The following is a 16,622-nucleotide window of genomic DNA, read 5'->3' on the forward strand; positions in this document are numbered from 1 at the left end:
ACGCTACACCGCCGCGCTGGCCGGGTGGAGGACCCGGGCCTCGCACAAATGTGCGCCCTCCCGGTCCGTTTCGCTCCGGCGAGGGCGCCGGCCCTCCTACGCTCGGCGCGCTCCCCACCACCCGCGCACCCGGCGCCGGTGACGTCCGGGGAAGCGCTTTCGAGGAGCTCACCTGTGCGCACGACCCTTGCTGCCCTGACCGCGGCCGCCGCCGGCCTGGTGCTGGCCGCCTCCGCCGTCCTCCCCGCCTCCGCGGCGGGAGCCGGCACCATCACCGTCCCCGACGACTTCGTGAAGACCCTGTCCGACACCCGGGCCACCGGCCACTACGAGGTCGTCGGCAGCGGCCTGCGGATCTGGACCGAGGGACGCACCAGCACCGACAAGGTGGCCGAGTACGTGGCCACGAGCACGCCGTTGGCGGCCGCCGGGGAGCCGTCGCTCGACTTCACCGACACCAGCAGTGGGGGCGTCCCCGGCGCGCAGCTCGTCGTCGACGTCGACGGCGACGGCACCTCGGACGGCATCCTGGTCGGCGAGAGGATCTACGGGAACGACTGGTGGCTGAACAACGCGGCGAAGCCGTTCGTCAAGGACGCCGCACCGTCCCACACCGGTGGTTCCGGCAGCCCGGACCACGGCACCCTCGACCAGTGGCGTGCCGCCTTCCCGAACGCGACCGTGCAGGCCTTCGGCTTCTCGCTGGGCTCGGGCGTCAAGGGTGACGGCGTGCTGAACGCCATCGACTTCGCCGGCACCCGTCACACCTTCGCCGAGGCCGTCGTGCTGACCAGCAAGGACCAGTGCAAGAACGGCGGCTGGACCACCAGCACGAAGCCGGTGTTCGCCAACCAGGGCGCCTGCGTCAGCTCCTTCGCCTCCGCGCAGTAGTCGCCCCGGACCGGGTTGTCAGCGCCGGTGGTCGTCCCGGCGACCACCGGCGCTGACAGCTGCTTCAACCAGCCACGCCCAGCGCGTCCAGCCGACGGGCCCGGCCCAGCAGCAGGACGGCGACGAGCATCACCACCCCGGCCAGCAGCAGGGCGTAGGCCCCGCCGAGGTACCGGGTGACCGCGGCGGCGGCCAGCGCGCCCAGCCCCATCGTCACGATCGCGCCCAGCCGGCGCAGCCACGCCTCGCCGCGGCCCCCGGCGGCCCGGCTGTCGGTCGAGAGGTTGACCATCGTCATCGTCACCACCACCGTCGACAGGTCGCGGATGCCGATCTGCTTGACCCCGGCCGCCTGGGCACCGAGCAGCAGGGCCAGCAGCCCGGTGATCGCCACCATCACGGGCGTGCCGATCCGGCCGAGCGCGACCCAGGCGGCCCCCAGGGCCAGCACCAGGACCGTGTTGGCCAGCAGCATCAGCAGCGTCCGCCGACGCAGCCGGGCCCGCGCACCCGCCGGGCCCGCCAGCCGCCCGCCGAGGACGGCGCCCAGCATGAACGCGAGCAGCGCGACCAGGTTGTTGAGCACCGGGATGTCGGCCACCCCGACGAGCCCGAACCCGATGAACAAGACGTTGCCGGTCATGTTGCCGGTGAAGACGCGGTCCAGGGCCAGGTAGCTGACGCCGTCGATCGCGCCGGTCGCCGCGGTCAGCACCAGCAGGGCCCCCTCGTACGCGCGCTCGGGCCAGGGTCGGTCGGGCATGCCGCGGGCTCTCCTCGGGACGGGGGCAGGTCGCGCTCACCCTACGGGCGGCCGGCGGACCCAGGTCCGACCTCTCACCGCCGGCGTTCCTAGACTCCGGCCATGGACTACCGCCAGCTCGGCCGCTCCGGCCTCCGTGTCTCGACCATCACCCTCGGCACCATGGGCTTCGGGGGCAGCGGCTGGGCCGCTGCCGTCGGCCAGATCGACGTCGAGGGCGCCCGGCGCCAGATCGGCCTCGCCCGCGACGCCGGCGTCAACCTCTTCGACACCGCCGACGTGTACTCCAGCGGCACGTCCGAGGAGATCCTCGGCGCCGCCCTGGGGTCCGCCCGCGACGAGGTGCTCGTGGCCACCAAGGTGCGGATGCCGATGGGCGAGGGGCCGAACGACGCCGGCCTCTCCCGGCACCACATCATCCGCGGCGCGGAGGCCAGCCTGCGCCGGCTCGGCACGGACTACATCGACCTCTACCAGGTCCACGAGTGGGACGGCCACACCCCGCTCGAGGAGACGCTGCACGCCCTCGACACCCTGGTCCAGTCCGGCAAGGTGCGCTACGTCGGGTGCTCCAACTACGCGGCCTGGCAGCTGACCAAGGCGCTGTGGACCGCGGACCGGCACGGGTACCAGCCGTTCGTCAGCCAGCAGGTCTACTACTCGCTGCAGGCGCGCGACATCGAGAACGAGCTGGTGCCGCTGGCCGTCGACCAGGGCCTCGGCATCCTCGTCTGGAGCCCCATCGCCGGCGGCCTGCTGTCCGGCAAGTACCGCCGCGGCGTGGACGCGCCCGAGGGCAGCCGGCATCTCGGGGAGTGGAGCGAGCCGCCCGTGCACGACGAGGACAAGCTCTACGCCACCATCGAGGAGCTCGTCGCCATCGGCGAGGCGCACGGCGTCTCCGCGGCCCAGGTGGCCCTGGCCTACACGATCGCCAAGCCGGCCATCACCTCGGTGATCGTCGGCGCCCGGACCGAGGCGCAGCTGAGCGACAACCTCGCCGCGGCCGAGCTGGCCCTCACCTCCGAGGAGATGGACCGGCTGGACGCCGTCAGCGCGCAACCGCTGATGTACCCCTACTGGCACCAGGCGAACACCTCGGGCGACCGGCTCAGCCCGGCCGACCTGACGCTGCTGCAGCGGCACCTGGGCTGAGGAACGGCGCTCCCGTCCTTGCCGGGCCGCCCGGCCACTGCTAGGACGGGAGCGTGAGCACCACCGCGACCCCCGGCCTGCGGCCCGCCACGCACCCCACCGTGACCGACGGCGGGCTGGAGACCGACCTGATCTTCCACGCCGGGGTCGACCTGCCGGAGTTCGCCGCCTTCCCGCTGCTCGACGACGAGCGCGGGCGCGAGCTGCTGCGCTTCTACTACCGCGGCTACGCCGAGGTCGCGGTCCGGGCCGGGGTCGGCCTGCTGCTCGAGACGCCGACGTGGCGGGCCAACCCGGACTGGGGCGCCCGGCTCGGCCGCGACGCGGCCGGCCTCGCCCGGACCAACCGGGCGGCGGTGGCCTTCCTCTCCGACCTCGGCGGCAGCTACGCCGGCCGGGTCCCCGCCGTCACCGTCAGCGGCGTGGTCGGACCTCGCGGTGACGGCTACCGCGCCGACGGCGGCGTCGACGCGGGCGAGGCGGCGGCCTACCACCGCCCCCAGCTGGACGCGTTCGCCGAGGCCGGCGCCGACCTGGCCACCGCGTACACCCTGACCACGGCCGGCGAGGCGGTCGGCGTCGTCCGGGCGGCCCGGGCCGCCGGCCTGCCGGTCGCGGTGTCGTTCACCCTGGAGACCGACGGCCGGCTGCCCGACGGCACACTGCTGGCCGATGCCGTCGAGCAGGTCGACGCGGACGGCGGACCGGACTTCTTCCTGCTCAACTGCGCCCACCCCCGGCACGTGCTCCGTGCCCTCGACGAGCCCGGCGGCTGGCAGTCGCGGATCCGCGGGCTGCGGTGCAACGCCTCCACCGCCAGCCACGCCGAGCTGGACGCGGCCGAGCAGCTGGACGAGGGCGACCTCGACGTCTTCGCCGACGGCCACAGCGCCCTCCGGGCGCGGCTGCCCTGGCTGACCGTGCTCGGGGGCTGCTGCGGGACCGACGTCCGCCACGTCGCCCGCATCTGGGGTGTGGACCCACCCCGCTGAGCGGGCGGACGGCGGGACGGACGGCCGGACGGGCCCGGCGCTTCACCCACCCGTCGTCGGAAGTTAGCGAACCGTCACCTGCTGCGGTCAGGCTGCCTGGCGTCCTGCCCCTCGGCGACGGTGTCGCCGGCGACCCGACGGAGATCCATGCAGACCCTGCCCATGCTCGGCCAGACCCACGCCAACCGCAGTGCCGTGACCTGCCACCTCAAGTGCGACAGCGCGTGCGCCCACCCAGCTCCCAACACCTCCGACGCGCCGAGCTTCCGCGAGGTCGCCAGCGGCCAGCTGGACCGCCGCACCCTGCTGGCCGGGGCCAGCGCCCTGGCGCTGTCCGCGACGGTGCCGGCCCTCACGCCGCAGCGGGCCGCCGCCGCCCCGACGGGCGCCACGGCCGCGGCCCGCCGGGCCCCGCGCACCCCGCTGGCCTTCGACCCGATCGCCTCGGTGGCCGACACCGTCGACGCGGTCACCGTCCCCGACGGCTACCGCTGGAACACGATCCTGCGGTGGGGCGACCCGCTGTTCCACACCTCGCCGGCCTTCGACCCGGAGCACCCGGACGCGGAGGCGCAGGAGGAGCAGTTCGGCTACAACAACGACTACCTCGACGTCATGGTCACCGACCGCCGCGGCCGCGAGGCGCTCCTGGTCTGCAACCACGAGTACACCAACCGCGCCATCATGTTCCCGCCGACCGAGGACGACGCGGCCGAGGCCGAGGTGCTGCGCACCCTGATGGCGGCGCACGGCATGAGCGTCGTGGACCTGCGCCGGGGCGGCAAGGGCCGACCGTGGCGCTACGTCCGCGGCGGCGAGCACAACCGCCGGATCACCGCGAACACCCTGTTCCGGCTGACCGGCCCCGCCGCCGGCAGCGCGCTGGTCCGCACCGCCGCCGACCCCACCGGCACCCGGGTCAAGGGCACCTTCGGCAACTGCGCCGGGGGCACCACCCCGTGGGGCACGGTCCTGTCCGGGGAGGAGAACTTCAACGGCTACTTCCGGGCCGACCCCGCCGCCAGGGGGTCGAAGCGCTACGGGCTGACCGACGCCGCGAGCGTCTACGGCTGGGAGGCGGTCGACCCGCGCTTCGACGCACGGCAGGGCGACCACGTCAACGAGCCTCACCGGTTCGGCTACGTCGTGGAGGTCGACCCGACCGACCCGACGTCGACGCCGCGCAAGCACACGGCGATGGGCCGCTTCAAGCACGAGGGCGCGAACGTGCACATCGGCCGCGACGGCACCGTCGCCGCCTACATGGGCGACGACGAGCGCTTCGACTACCTCTACAAGTTCGTCAGCCGCCGCAAGTACCGGCCCGGCACCAGCAAGGCGGCGCGGCGCCACAACCTCGAGCTGCTCACCGAGGGCGACCTCTACGTGGCCCGGTTCAGCGGCAGCCAGAAGCCGACGAACGACAACCTGGGTCAGGGCGCGTGGATCCCGCTGACCCTGGACGGGAGGTCGATGGTCCCGGGCTTCACCGTCGAGGAGGTGCTGGTCTACACCCGGCTCGCCGCCGACGTCGTCAAGCCGACCCCGATGGACCGCTGCGAGGACGTGCAGCCGAACCCGCGGACGGGCAAGGTCTACGTCGCCTGCACCAACAACGACCGCCGCGGGACCGGGACCAACCCGGCCACCGACGCCGCCAACCCGCGGCCCGCCAACAAGAACGGGCACGTCATCGAGATCACCGAGCGGCACGGCGACCCGGGCGCCACCTCCTTCGCCTGGGACCTGTTCCTGGTCTGCGGCGACACCGACCAGGCCGGCACCTACTTCGGCGGCTACGAGGGCCCGGTGGCTCCGATCTCCTGCCCGGACAACGTCGCCTTCGACTCGGGCGGCAACCTGTGGATCTCCACCGACGGCCAGCCCAGCTCGATCGGCAAGAACGACGGCCTGTTCCGGGTGCCGCTGGTGGGCGACGAGCGCGGGCACGTCGTGCAGTTCCTGGCCGTGCCCACCGGGGCGGAGACCTGCGGGCCCGTCATCCACGACCGGGACGGGTCGGTGTTCGTCGCCGTCCAGCACCCGGGCGAGGACGGCAGCTGGGAGGAGCAGGTCTCCTTCTTCCCGGACTACGTCGCCGAGGGCTCCCGGGCCCGCCGGGGCGCCTGGCGCGGTCCGCGTCCGTCGGTCATCCAGGTCACCCAGGACTGACCCCGCGTGCTGCGGTCCCGCTCACCCGCGGGGCCGCAGCCGCCGCTCGGCGCAGGACCGGAGCCGGCCGCATCCTCAAGATCGACTCAGGGTGCGCGCCCCGCCCCTCCGGCGAGCACCACCGGTGCTACGTTCCGGGCATGAACAGAGGAATCATCGGAACCATCGTCGGTGTGCTCGTCGTGATCATCCTCGTGCTGGTGATCATGCGCCTGGCCTGAGCCAGGGCACTCACCGCTCGACGACGAGCACCTCCAACGTGCGCGGACCGTGCACGCCCTCCACCCGGTTCAGCTCGATGTCACTGGTCGCACTCGGGCCGCTGATCATCGTGGTGGGCCGGGTGAGGTCGAGGGCGAGCACGGCCTGCGGCACGTCGGCCACCACCTGGCCGGGCAGCACCACGCAGAGGTGGTAGTCGGGGATCAGGCTGATCACCCGCCGCCCCTGCCCGGCACTGCCGTCGAGGACCAGCGTGCCCGTCTCGGCCACCGCCAGGGCGCAGCCGGAGACGACGCCGTCCAGCACGTCCAGCTCGGCCACCGGGAGCGCCGCGCCGACGTCCGGGTCGTCGGTGCGCACGTCGACACCCGTGTCCACCGCGGCGAGCCAGGACGGGTCCAGCCCCGCCGGCGCCACCAGCCGCCGGACCCCCCGCTCCCGCAGCGCCGTGGCCAGCGCGGCCGGGAGGTCGGCGACCGAGCAGCGCCGCACCAGCGCCTTGTAGTCGAGCAACCGGTCCACCAGCCGCTCGACGAGCGCCTCGACGTCCAGGGCCGAGCTCGTCCGGTAGTCCCGGCTGAGCGCGGCGTAGGGCAGGTCGGGCGGCGGGGCGGCCGCGTGCGCCGCCCGGATGCGGGCGAGCACCTCCTCGCGGGCGCTCACCGCGGGCCCTCCGCCGACGACGTGTGCTCGGCGGCCCACCAGTCGCGGAAGGTCTGCTCCGGCGGCCGGCTGAGGTCCCGGGTCGCGGTCCACTGCGCCGCGACGGGCAGCGGCACCTCCCCGATCACCCCGCGCCGTCGGCCCAGGAGCCGGCCCAGCCGGCCGCTGCGCAGCGCGAGCGTCCAGCGGGTGGGGTTGCTCATCACCCAGGCGGCGGCCTTCATCGCGCTCGCCTCGGCGCTCGGCAGCCGGTGCTCGGCGGCGTAGGTCTCGGTGTGCTCCGCGCGCAGGTGCACCAGGATGCTCGGGATGTCGATCTTGACCGGGCAGACGTCGTAGCACGCCCCGCACAGCGACGACGCGTACGGCAGCGAGGCGTTGTCCTCGACGCCCGTCAGCTGCGGCGAGAGGATCGCGCCGATCGGGCCGGGGTAGACCGAGCCGTAGGCGTGCCCGCCGGCCCGCTCGTAGACGGGGCAGACGTTGAGGCAGGCGCTGCAGCGGATGCAGTTGAGCGCGTCCCGGCCCTGGGCGTCGGAGAGCACCGCCGTCCGGCCGTTGTCGAGCAGCACGAGGTGGAACGCCTGCGGCCCGTCGCCCGGGGTGACGCCGGTCCACAGGGAGGTGTAGGGGTTCATCCGCTCCCCCGTGGAGGAGCGCGGCAGCAGCTGCAGGAACACCTCGAGGTCCTGCTCGCGGGGGACGAGCTTCTCGATGCCCATGACGGTGATCAGGGTGTCCGGCAGCGTCAGGCACATCCGGCCGTTGCCCTCGGACTCGACGACGGCGAGCGTCCCCGTCTCGGCGATCGCGAAGTTGGCGCCGCTGACCGCCACCCTCGCGGACAGGAACTTGCGGCGCAGGTGCTGCCGCGCGGCCGCGGCCAGCGCGGCGGGCTCGTCGCTCAGCTCCGGGTCGACGTCGGCCATCTCGCGCAGGAAGATCTCCCGGATCTCCGCCCGGTTGCGGTGGATGGCGGGCACCAGGATGTGCGACGGCTTGTCGTGGCCCAGCTGCACGATCAGCTCGGCGAGGTCGGTCTCGAAGGCGGCGATGCCGGCCTCCTCGAGCGCCTCGTTGAGGGCGATCTCCTGCGTGGCCATCGACTTGACCTTGACGACCTCGTCGGCCCCGGTGGCCCGCACCAGGTCGACGACGATCCGGTTGGCCTCCTCGGCGTCGCGCGCCCAGTGCACGACGCCGCCGCGGGCGGTGACGGCCTCCTCCAGCTGGACCAGGTACGCGGGCAGCTGCGCCATGGTGTGCACCTTGAGCTGCCGGCCCGCCTCCCGCAGCTCCTCCCAGTCCGGCAGCTCGGCGACCACGGCCGCCCGTTTGGCGCGGATCGTGGCGGTCGCCTTGCCGAGGTTGCGGCGCAACTGGGTGTCGGTGAGCGAGTGGCGTGCGGCGTCGGGGAAGCTCGCGTCGCCGCGGAGGTGGCCGACACCGCGCGGTGAGGTCGCCGGCCGGCCGGGCATACCGAGGTCGACCGCGCTCACGCGACGGCCTCCGGTCCGGCGTGCACGCCCGCGTCCTGGCCGCCCGCGGCCAGCACCATCGGCTCGTCCCGGGTCGCGGCGAGGATCTGGGCGAGGTGGACCGTCTTGACCCCGGTCCGCAGCCGGGACAGCCCTCCCCCGATGTGCATCAGGCACGAGCTGTCGCCCGCGGTGCAGATCTCGGCCCCCGTGCCGGTGACGTGCCGCATCTTGTCGGCCAGCATGGCGCTGGAGGTGTCGACGTTCTTGATCGCGAAGGTGCCGCCGAACCCGCAGCACTGGTCGGCGGCGGGCAGCTCCACCAGGTCGAGGGCCTGCACGGCGCGCAGCAGCTGCAGCGGCTTGTCCCCCACCCGCAGCATCCGCAGCGAGTGGCAGGTCGGGTGGTAGGTGACCCGGTGCGGGAAGTAGGCGCCCACGTCGGTGACGCCGAGCACGTCGACCAGCAGCTCCGACAGCTCGTGGGTCTTCGCCGCCACCGCCGCCACCTGCTGCCGCAGCACCGGGGTGCCGAAGCGGTCGGCCACGACGGCGTGCTGGTGCCGGACCGAGCCGACGCAGGAGCCCGACGGCGCGACGACGGCGTCGTACGGCGCGAAGGTGTCGGCGAAGCGCTGCACCAGGGGCAGGGCCTGCTCCTGGTAGCCGGTGTTGACGTGCATCTGGCCGCAGCAGGTCTGGTCCCGCGGGAACTCGACGGTGTGGCCGAGCCGCTCCAGCACGGTGACGGTCGCCCGCCCGACGTCGGGGAACAGGGCGTCGGCCAGGCAGGTGATGAACAGCGCGATCCTCATGCGGTCTGCGGTCAACCTCTCGTGGTGCGGACGGGTGCGAGCCTAGCCGCGGCACCGGGGCTGCCCGGTGCCGCGGACCGGGCTCAGCCCTTGACCGAGCCGGCCGCCATCCCCTCGACGATCTTGCGGTTGAAGAAGATGAACATGATCAGCGGTGGGATCGCCACCAGCAGGATGCCGGCGAAGAGCAGGTTGTACTGGGTGTTGAACTGGCTCTGGAAGTTGAACAGGGTCAGCTGCACCGTGGCGTTCTGGGTGCCCGGCAGGAAGTAGAGCGGGTTCTGGAAGTCGTTGTAGATGGCCACCGACTGCAGGATGATCACCGTCATGATCACGGACTTCAGCACCGGGAAGATCACCTGGAAGAAGGTGCGGATCGGGTTGGCGCCGTCCACCCGCGCCGCCTCGTCCAGCTCGCGCGGGATGCCGGCGATGAAGGCGCGGAAGAGCAGGATGCTGAAGGGCAGCCCGAAGGCGATCTCGACCAGGATCAGCCCCGGCATGGTCTTGAACAGCCCGACGCTCTGGAGCACCCAGATCGTCGGCACCACGGCCGGGGGCACGATCAGCCCGGCCAGCACCAGGAAGCTGACGGCGACGTTCAGCTTGCCGGTGCGCCGCTGCAGCACGTAGGCGATCATCGCGCCGAGGATGACCAGGACGGCCACGCTGACCACCGTCAGGATCACCGAGTTGATGAAGGCGATCACCATGATGAAGTCCCGCGCCTGGACGACCTGGACGAGGTTGTCGAGGAGCACGAAGCGGGTCGGCACGGAGAACTCCAGGTCCGCGGCCTCCCGCACGCTCTTGCTGGCGATGGAGATCACGAACAGGAACGGGATGATGAACACCACGAACGTGACGACGATCGACGCCGACCCGATCAGCTTCCCCCGCACGTTCTTCATCAGCCGACCTCGTTCTTGTTGAGCCAGTAGGTGAGGGGCACGACGATCAGGGTCACCAGCAGGAACAGCACGACGTTGCCCGCGGTCGACAGCCCGAAGAACCCGGCCTGGTACTGCTTGTAGATCACCGAGGCGATGACGTCGGAGGCGAAGCCGGGTCCGCCCCGCGTCATGGACCAGATGAGGTCGAAGGAGCGCAGCCCACCGATCAGCGACAGCGTGATCACGCTGGCCGTGGCCGGCTTGGCGAGCGGCAGGGTGATCTGGCGGAAGGACTGCCACCGGCTCGCCCCGTCCACCCGGGCCGCCTCGTAGTACTCCTGCGGGATGGAGACCAGCCCCGCGATGAAGATGACCGTGGCGAGGCCCACGCCCTTCCAGATGTCGACCAGACCGACCGAGTAGATGGCCAGGTCGGGGTTGGTCAGCCAGCCCGGACCGGCGATCCCCAGCGACGCCAGCCCCTGGTTGATGAGGCCCTGCTCGGGGTTCATCAGGACCGTGAAGGCGATCCCCACGCCGATGGTGCTGACGAGGACGGGGAAGAAGATCACCGAGCGCAGGTACCCCCGGGCGATGATCTGCGAGGTCAGCAGGACCGCCAGGGCCATGCCGATGACGACCTTCAGCCCGGAGGTCATGAACGCGTAGATGAGGGTGTTGCGCATCCCGATGAGGAGCGCCTGCTCCTGGAAGAAGGTGCGGTAGTTGTCCAGCCCGATCCAGGTGGAGGTGAACAGGTCCCACCGGGTGAACGAGTAGTAGAACGAGGCGAAGGTGGGGATCACGAAGAACAGCCCGTAGATCACCGCGCCGGGGAGGTAGAACCAGTAGGGGTAGGGACCCGTCCGCCCCCGGCGCGTGGGACTGGGCTGGGCGCCCGGACGGGCCGGCGCCAGCCGGGTCGCGTCCGAGGTGCTGAGCGTGCTGGCCATGCGTGGCCTTTCGGGTGGCGTCCTGCCGCCGGTCCCCGCGGGGGCCGACGGCAGGACCGGGCGGTCAGGACGGTGGCTGGTCCGGCCGGGGGGTCACTCCCAGCCGGGGAGGCCCAGCTGCAGGGCCTGCTTCTTCACGTCGGCGTCGTAGAGCGAGGCGCCCTTCGTGCCGCTCTCCTGCCCGGTGCCCACCTGGATGCAGATCTGCTCGAGGTTCGGGCCCTTGATCGGGGACTTGAACTCCAGCGCGGGACTGACGTCGCCGGCCTCGAAGTAGGCGCTGGTGTCCTTGGCCACCGTGATCACGTCGTCCGGCAGCGTGCAGGTCGTGTTGAGGTAGGGACCGGTCGGCAGCGCGGCACTGCTCACCGCGTCGCAGCCGGGCTGGGTCTGGGTGAACGCCACGAACTTCTTGGCCGCGTCCAGCTTGTCGCCCTCGGTCGTCTTGGGGATGTAGAAGCCCCCGGGCGACCAGACGGTGAGCGTGTTCTTGGAGGCGTCGTCGCCGGGCCAGGCGAACATGCCCACGTCGTTGGTCTTGCCGTCGGACAGGGCGTCGAGGCCGGCGGCCACCGACCCGATCTGCGGGTAGTGCGCCGCCTTGCCGCTCGCGATGTCCTTCAGGCCGTCGTTGAACTTGGCCGAGGCGAAGTTCTTGTTGAAGTACCCACCCTTGCTCAGCTCCTCGATGTGCTGGAACCCGGCGAGCGCCGCGGGAGTCGTCGCGTACTTGGCCTGGCCGGCGGTGTACTGCTCGGCGAAGTCCGGGTTCGCCGCCTCGACGTTGGCGTAGTCGGCGAGCACCGGCAGCTGCGAGGTCCAGGTGTCGCCGTAGGTCGCCTCGACCGGCGTGATCCCGGCCGCCTTGACCTTGTCGTTGTTGGCCATGAACTCGTCCCAGGTCTTCGGGATCTCCAGCCCCAGCTTCTCGTAGACCTTGGTGTTGTAGAGCATCCCGCCGCCGAAGGCGGTGCCGTTCGGGGCGCCGAAGAGCTGGCCGTCCACCGTCGTCGCGTCGACGAAGACCTTGTCCAGCGTGCCGGCCCACGGCTCGTCGGTCATCGGGACGAGGTTGGTGGTCGGCTTGAGGGCCGCCAGCAGTGAGCCGTTGTTGTAGGCGAAGACGTCCGACATGTCCTGGGTGGAGAGCTTGGTCTTGATGAGGTTGTCGCCGTCGGAACCACCGGGCCGGGACTCCGTCTCGACCTTGATGTTCGGGTTGGCCGCCTGGAACGCCTCGACGAGCTTCGCCGCGCTCGCCACCGTCGCGTCGTCGTTGCCGCCGAGCAGGTAGCTGATGGTGACGGCTCCGTCCCCGCCCCCGTCGTCGGTGCTGCTGCCCAGGCTGCCGGCACTGCAGCCGGTGGCGGTGAGGGCGCTGGCCGTGGCCAGGGCCACGAGCGCGAGACCGCGCCGGGCGGACATGCTGAACCTCATGGAACCTCCGTGTGTGTGACAGCGAGGAGCAGACGGGGCCATGAGGCCGATCGGCATCGTCGCCTGGATCGTTTCAAGCGGTGACGCTAGCGGATCGACCGGTCCCCGTCAACCAGTTCCGACGGCACGGGCGATCCAGATCGGCGACCGGCTCCCGAACCCGGCCCGACCGGCCTCGGCCCGGACCAGGGCCGACGATTGCGCTGGTCAGACCGGGGTTGACGGCCCCGGTTCGGATAGCGCTTACCGGTTCCCGTCGTCCGTGGGCCGGCAGGTGCTTCGAGGGCAGGAGGGGCGCGTCGCCGGCGCCGCGGCACCCGTCCTCACCGCCCGGACTCCAGGCCCGGCGCAGCAGAATGAAACGATCGAGATGAACCCGTGACCGCCCCGGCCACGGGTTCGTCCCGGTCGTCAGGCGGTGGCGGGCTCCCCCGCCAGGTGGTGCTCCCCGGCCCCGATCTCGCGCTCCGTGCCGTCCGGGAGCCGCACCAGGCCGCTGACACCCTCGGGCAGCTCGACGTCGAGGGAGAACCCGTCGGGCCCCTCGGTCGACCAGGAGACCGCGACGCGGCCGTGCCGGGTCTGCAGCGCGGTCCTCGCCCAGGTGATGCCACCGCCGGGCTGCGGGGCGACGAGCACCTTCGCGTACCCGGGCTCCAGGGGGGCCAGCCCGCCGAGGGTGCGGTGCATCCAGTCGACGACCGCCCCGAGCGCGTAGTGGTTGAAGCTCGTCATCTGGCCGGGGTTGATGCTGCCGTCGGGGAGCATCGAGTCCCAGCGCTCCCAGATGGTCGTCGCGCCCATCGTGACGGGGTAGAGCCAGGACGGGCACTCCTGCTGCAGCAGCAGCCGGTAGGCGTCGTCGAGGTGACCGGTCGTGGTCAGCGCGTCGGTGACGAAGGGCGTGCCGGCGAAACCGGTCAGGATGCGGTACCCGCCCTCGTCGACCAGCTCGACCAGCCGCTCGCCGGCCAGCCGGCGCTGCTCGCCCTCGACCAGGCCGAACACGATGGCCAGGGCGTAGACGGTCACGGCGTCGCTGGTGATGTGGCCGTCGGCCCCGACGTAGTGCTCGGCGAAGGCGGCGCGGGTGCGGGCGGCGACCTCCGTGAAGTGGGCCTGGTCCTCGGCGCGGCCGAGCAGCGCCGCCGTCTCGGCCACGATCGTGGCGCTCCGGAAGAGGCAGGCGGTGGCGACCACCCCGTGGTCGGCCTTGGCCAGGATCGGGTTCTCCGGCGGCGCGGTCGGGTCCAGCCAGTCGCCGAACTGGAAGCCGGTGTCCCACAGCCCGGTCGGCGACGTCAGCGTCTCGACCCGCCGCACGTGCGCGGCCATGGAGTCGAACTGGTCGACCAGCACCTGGCGGTCGCCGTAGGCCTGCCAGAGCGCCCACGGGACCCAGACCGCGGCGTCGCTCCAGACGGCCGTCGAGTCGGGGGCGGGGAAGGACGTGGCCTGGGCGTCGTCCTTCGTCACGTACTTGAGGACGTCGGGGATGACGAAGGCCACCATGCCGTCGGCCGCCTGCTGCTCGGCGGCGAGGTCGCGCAGCCAGTCCCGCAGGAAGGGCTCGACGTCGAAGAGGAACGCGGCCGACGGGGTGAAGGCGGCGATGTCACCGGTCCAGCCGAGCCGCTCGTCGCGCTGCGGGCAGTCGGTGGGGACGTCGAGGAAGTTGCCGACCGTGCCCCAGACCGCGTTGCTGTGCAGCTGGTTGAGCAGGTCGTCGGAGCAGGCGAACTGCCCGATCCGCTCGAGGTCGGAGGAGACGACGACGGCGGTGAGGTCGCCCTCGGCCGGCTCGCCGGGCCAGCCGTCGACCTCGGCGTAGCGGAACCCGTGGAACGTGAAGGTGGGCTCGAAGACGTCGTCCCCGCCGCTGAGCACGAACCGGTCGGTGGCCTGCGCGCTGCGCAGCGGCCGGACGCCCAGCTCGTCGTGCTCGAGCACCTCGGCGTGGCGGAGGGTGACCTCAGTGCCGGCCGGGCCGCTGACCCGGACCCGCACCCAGCCGACGAGGTTCTGGCCGAAGTCCACCAGCGTGCGGCCGGAAGGCGCGGTCCAGGTGCTCACCGGGGCGAGCTCGGCCTGCCGGCGCACGGGCGGGCCGATGTAGGGCGTGAGGGTGCCGAGGTCGAGCTCGCCGGCGTGGACGCCCGTCCAGCCCTCCCCGGTGAAGCCGGGCGCCAACCAGGCGTCCGACACCCGCCGGCCGTCGATCGTCTGGCCGTCGTACAGGTCGTTGGCGAGCACGGCCGAGGGGCCGGCCGTCCAGGAGCCGTCGCTCAGGACGCGCTGGACGTGGCCGTCGGCGAAGGTGATCTCGAGCTGCGCGACGACGCCGAGGTCGGAGCCGTAGTAGCCCCGGCCGCCGTTCCAGCCGAGGCGGCCGCCCCACCAGCCGTTGCCCAGCGCGAAGCCGAGCACCGACGTCGGGCGCAGCAGCGCGGTCACGTCGTAGCTGCGGTACCGGAGCCGCCACTCGTAGGCGCTCCAGCCGGGGCTGAGCACCTCGTCGGCGACCGGCTGCCCGTTGAGGAAGGCCTCGAAGACACCGTGGGCGCTCGCGTGCAGGGTGGCCGAGGCGACGTCGCCGTGGCCGGCCTCCAGCGCGAACTCCCGGCGGAGCAGGGGCGCCCCGGCGAAGTCCTGATCGGGCACGATGAGGGCGGCGGACCAGTCGGTCATGACACTCCTGTGGGTCGGGGTCGGCCGCGGACGGCCGTAATGAAACGATCTAGAGGAGGCAATCATCTGCGGCGCGGGCTTGTCAACGCCGACGACTGGGACACCTGCCGTTGCGGACCGGAGGCAGCAGGGCTAGCATGCTGCCCGACTTGAAACGTCTCATTGAGGAGTCGACCGTGGCATTCGCCGACATCGCCGACCAGCTGGCCGGCCAGGCCATCGAGCTCCCGTCCTGGGCCTTCGGCAACTCCGGGACCCGCTTCCGGGTGTTCGGCACCCCCGGCACCCCCCGCACCGTGCAGGAGAAGATCGCCGACGCCGCCAAGGTGCACGAGCTGACGGGGCTCGCGCCGACGGTGGCGCTGCACATCCCCTGGGACCAGGTCGACGACTACGCCGCCCTCGGACGCTTCGCGGGCGACCACGGGCTCCGGCTGGGGACCGTCAACTCCAACACCTTCCAGGACGACCTGTACAAGTTCGGCAGCCTGACCCACACCGACGAGGCCGTCCGGCGCAAGGCCGTGGAGCACCACTTCGAGTGCATCGAGATCATGCACCAGACGGGTTCGCAGGACCTCAAGATCTGGCTGGCGGACGGCACCAACTACCCGGGCCAGGGCGACCTCCGGGGCCGCCAGGACCGGCTGGCCGAGAGCCTGCAGACCATCTACGACCGCCTCGGCGACGGGCAGCGGCTGGTGCTGGAGTACAAGTTCTTCGAGCCGGCGTTCTACCACACCGACGTCCCGGACTGGGGCACCTCCTACGCCCACGTGAGCGCTCTGGGCGAGCGGGCGATGGTCTGCCTCGACACCGGCCACCACGCGCCCGGCACGAACATCGAGTTCATCGTCGCCCAGCTGCTGCGGCTCGGGAAGCTCGGCTCGTTCGACTTCAACTCCCGGTTCTACGCCGACGACGACCTGATCGTCGGCGCCGCCGACCCGTTCCAGCTGTTCCGGATCCTCCACGAGGTGGTCCGCGGCGGCGGCTTCGGCCCGGACTCCCCGGTGGCCTTCATGCTCGACCAGTGCCACAACGTCGAGGACAAGATCCCCGGCCAGATCCGCTCGGTGCTCAACGTCCAGGAGATGACGGCGCGCGCCCTGCTCGTCGACCGCGCGGCGCTGGCCACGGCCCAGGAGGCCGGGGACGTCCTGGGCGCCAACGGGATCCTGATGGACGCCTTCTACACCGACGTCCGGCCCGACCTCGCCGCCTGGCGGGAGAGCCGGGGGCTCCCCGCCGACCCCATGCGCAGCTACGCCGAGTCCGGCCACCAGCAGCGGCTCGCCGCCGAGCGCGTGGGCGGCGCCCAGTCGGGCTGGGGCGCGTGATGCCGTGGATCGACCTCCGCTCCGCTCCGACGCGTGCCGCGCGGCCCTCCTGCCTCCGCTCCGTTCCGTTCCGGCGCTGATGGTGCTCTGAGCCTCCCCCTCCGTCGTCGCTCGCCGACGGGAGGACGTGACTGCTCGCTCCTCCTCAGCACGGAGGCGC

Annotated in this window: 13 protein-coding genes; 5 read left to right on the forward strand and 8 right to left on the reverse strand. The window is 72.2% G+C overall.

The annotated features are described in order from the left end of the window. Positions 1-174: 174 nt before the first annotated feature. Entirely contained in the window at positions 175-891 is a 717-nt protein-coding gene (locus BLT72_RS18290; protein ID WP_091414642.1) for a hypothetical protein, read from the forward strand. A gap of 64 nt (positions 892-955) precedes the next feature. On the opposite strand, the gene BLT72_RS18295 is transcribed toward BLT72_RS18290, so the two are convergent. After that, positions 956-1,654: a YoaK family protein gene (locus BLT72_RS18295; protein ID WP_091414644.1), complete on the reverse strand. Its 699-nt coding sequence runs from the start codon at positions 1,652-1,654 to the stop codon at positions 956-958. A gap of 102 nt (positions 1,655-1,756) precedes the next feature. On the opposite strand from BLT72_RS18295, the gene BLT72_RS18300 reads away from it, so the two are divergent. The 3 genes from BLT72_RS18300 to BLT72_RS18310 all read left to right on the forward strand — a co-directional run bounded on the left by BLT72_RS18300 (position 1,757) and on the right by BLT72_RS18310 (position 5,973). Further along, positions 1,757-2,809, forward strand: a complete 1,053-nt coding sequence (locus BLT72_RS18300; RefSeq protein WP_091414646.1) for an aldo/keto reductase — start codon at positions 1,757-1,759, stop codon at positions 2,807-2,809. A gap of 53 nt (positions 2,810-2,862) precedes the next feature. Continuing rightward, positions 2,863-3,801 (forward strand): homocysteine S-methyltransferase family protein, encoded by a 939-nt coding sequence (locus tag BLT72_RS18305; RefSeq protein WP_197677086.1) that lies wholly within the window; start codon positions 2,863-2,865, stop codon positions 3,799-3,801. A gap of 147 nt (positions 3,802-3,948) precedes the next feature. After that, positions 3,949-5,973, forward strand: coding sequence for a PhoX family protein (locus BLT72_RS18310; RefSeq protein WP_091414648.1), 2,025 nt, complete (start codon positions 3,949-3,951; stop codon positions 5,971-5,973). Positions 5,974-6,204: 231 nt separating this feature from the next. On the opposite strand, the gene BLT72_RS18315 is transcribed toward BLT72_RS18310, so the two are convergent. The 7 genes from BLT72_RS18315 to BLT72_RS18345 all read right to left on the reverse strand — a co-directional run bounded on the left by BLT72_RS18315 (position 6,205) and on the right by BLT72_RS18345 (position 15,122). Beyond that, entirely contained in the window at positions 6,205-6,858 is a 654-nt protein-coding gene (locus BLT72_RS18315; RefSeq protein ID WP_091414649.1) for a LutC/YkgG family protein, read from the reverse strand. After that, on the reverse strand, positions 6,855-8,336 hold the full coding sequence (locus BLT72_RS18320; RefSeq protein ID WP_091417841.1) for a LutB/LldF family L-lactate oxidation iron-sulfur protein: 1,482 nt from the start codon (positions 8,334-8,336) through the stop codon (positions 6,855-6,857). The genes BLT72_RS18315 and BLT72_RS18320 overlap by 4 nt, the downstream gene beginning before the upstream one ends. Positions 8,337-8,353: 17 nt before the next feature. Beyond that, positions 8,354-9,151 (reverse strand): (Fe-S)-binding protein, encoded by a 798-nt coding sequence (locus BLT72_RS18325; RefSeq protein ID WP_091414651.1) that lies wholly within the window; start codon positions 9,149-9,151, stop codon positions 8,354-8,356. 83 nt (positions 9,152-9,234) lie between these two features. Next, a complete protein-coding gene (locus BLT72_RS18330) occupies positions 9,235-10,062 on the reverse strand; it encodes a carbohydrate ABC transporter permease (RefSeq protein WP_091414653.1) in 828 nt (275 codons plus the stop codon). Beyond that, positions 10,062-10,997, reverse strand: coding sequence for a carbohydrate ABC transporter permease (locus BLT72_RS18335; RefSeq protein ID WP_091414654.1), 936 nt, complete (start codon positions 10,995-10,997; stop codon positions 10,062-10,064). Before BLT72_RS18335 ends, BLT72_RS18330 begins: the two co-directional genes overlap by 1 nt. A gap of 93 nt (positions 10,998-11,090) precedes the next feature. Beyond that, positions 11,091-12,434: an ABC transporter substrate-binding protein gene (locus BLT72_RS18340; protein WP_091414656.1), complete on the reverse strand. Its 1,344-nt coding sequence runs from the start codon at positions 12,432-12,434 to the stop codon at positions 11,091-11,093. A gap of 411 nt (positions 12,435-12,845) precedes the next feature. Further along, positions 12,846-15,122, reverse strand: a complete 2,277-nt coding sequence (locus tag BLT72_RS18345; protein WP_091414657.1) for an alpha-L-rhamnosidase — start codon at positions 15,120-15,122, stop codon at positions 12,846-12,848. 176 nt (positions 15,123-15,298) lie between these two features. Here BLT72_RS18345 and rhaI point away from each other — a divergent pair, with 176 nt between their 5' ends. Continuing rightward, a complete protein-coding gene (gene rhaI / locus BLT72_RS18350) occupies positions 15,299-16,462 on the forward strand; it encodes an L-rhamnose isomerase (protein ID WP_231930139.1) in 1,164 nt (387 codons plus the stop codon). Positions 16,463-16,622 lie beyond the last annotated feature (160 nt).

This window comes from Friedmanniella luteola, assembly GCF_900105065.1.
Lineage (GTDB): Bacteria > Actinomycetota > Actinomycetes > Propionibacteriales > Propionibacteriaceae > Microlunatus > Microlunatus luteolus.

What these genes read in the sequence shown, in the direction of transcription:
- BLT72_RS18320 (WP_091417841.1), bottom strand. Translation starts at nt 8,336, where the DNA reads ATGCCCGGCCGGCCGGCGACCTCACCGCGCGGTGTCGGCCACCTCCGC.
- BLT72_RS18325 (WP_091414651.1), bottom strand. Translation starts at nt 9,151, where the DNA reads ATGAGGATCGCGCTGTTCATCACCTGCCTGGCCGACGCCCTGTTCCCC.
- BLT72_RS18300 (WP_091414646.1), top strand. Translation starts at nt 1,757, where the DNA reads ATGGACTACCGCCAGCTCGGCCGCTCCGGCCTCCGTGTCTCGACCATC.
- BLT72_RS18295 (WP_091414644.1), bottom strand. Translation starts at nt 1,654, where the DNA reads ATGCCCGACCGACCCTGGCCCGAGCGCGCGTACGAGGGGGCCCTGCTG.
- BLT72_RS18335 (WP_091414654.1), bottom strand. Translation starts at nt 10,997, where the DNA reads ATGGCCAGCACGCTCAGCACCTCGGACGCGACCCGGCTGGCGCCGGCC.
- BLT72_RS18330 (WP_091414653.1), bottom strand. Translation starts at nt 10,062, where the DNA reads ATGAAGAACGTGCGGGGGAAGCTGATCGGGTCGGCGTCGATCGTCGTC.
- BLT72_RS18340 (WP_091414656.1), bottom strand. Translation starts at nt 12,434, where the DNA reads ATGAGGTTCAGCATGTCCGCCCGGCGCGGTCTCGCGCTCGTGGCCCTG.
- BLT72_RS18345 (WP_091414657.1), bottom strand. Translation starts at nt 15,122, where the DNA reads ATGACCGACTGGTCCGCCGCCCTCATCGTGCCCGATCAGGACTTCGCC.
- BLT72_RS18310 (WP_091414648.1), top strand. Translation starts at nt 3,949, where the DNA reads ATGCAGACCCTGCCCATGCTCGGCCAGACCCACGCCAACCGCAGTGCC.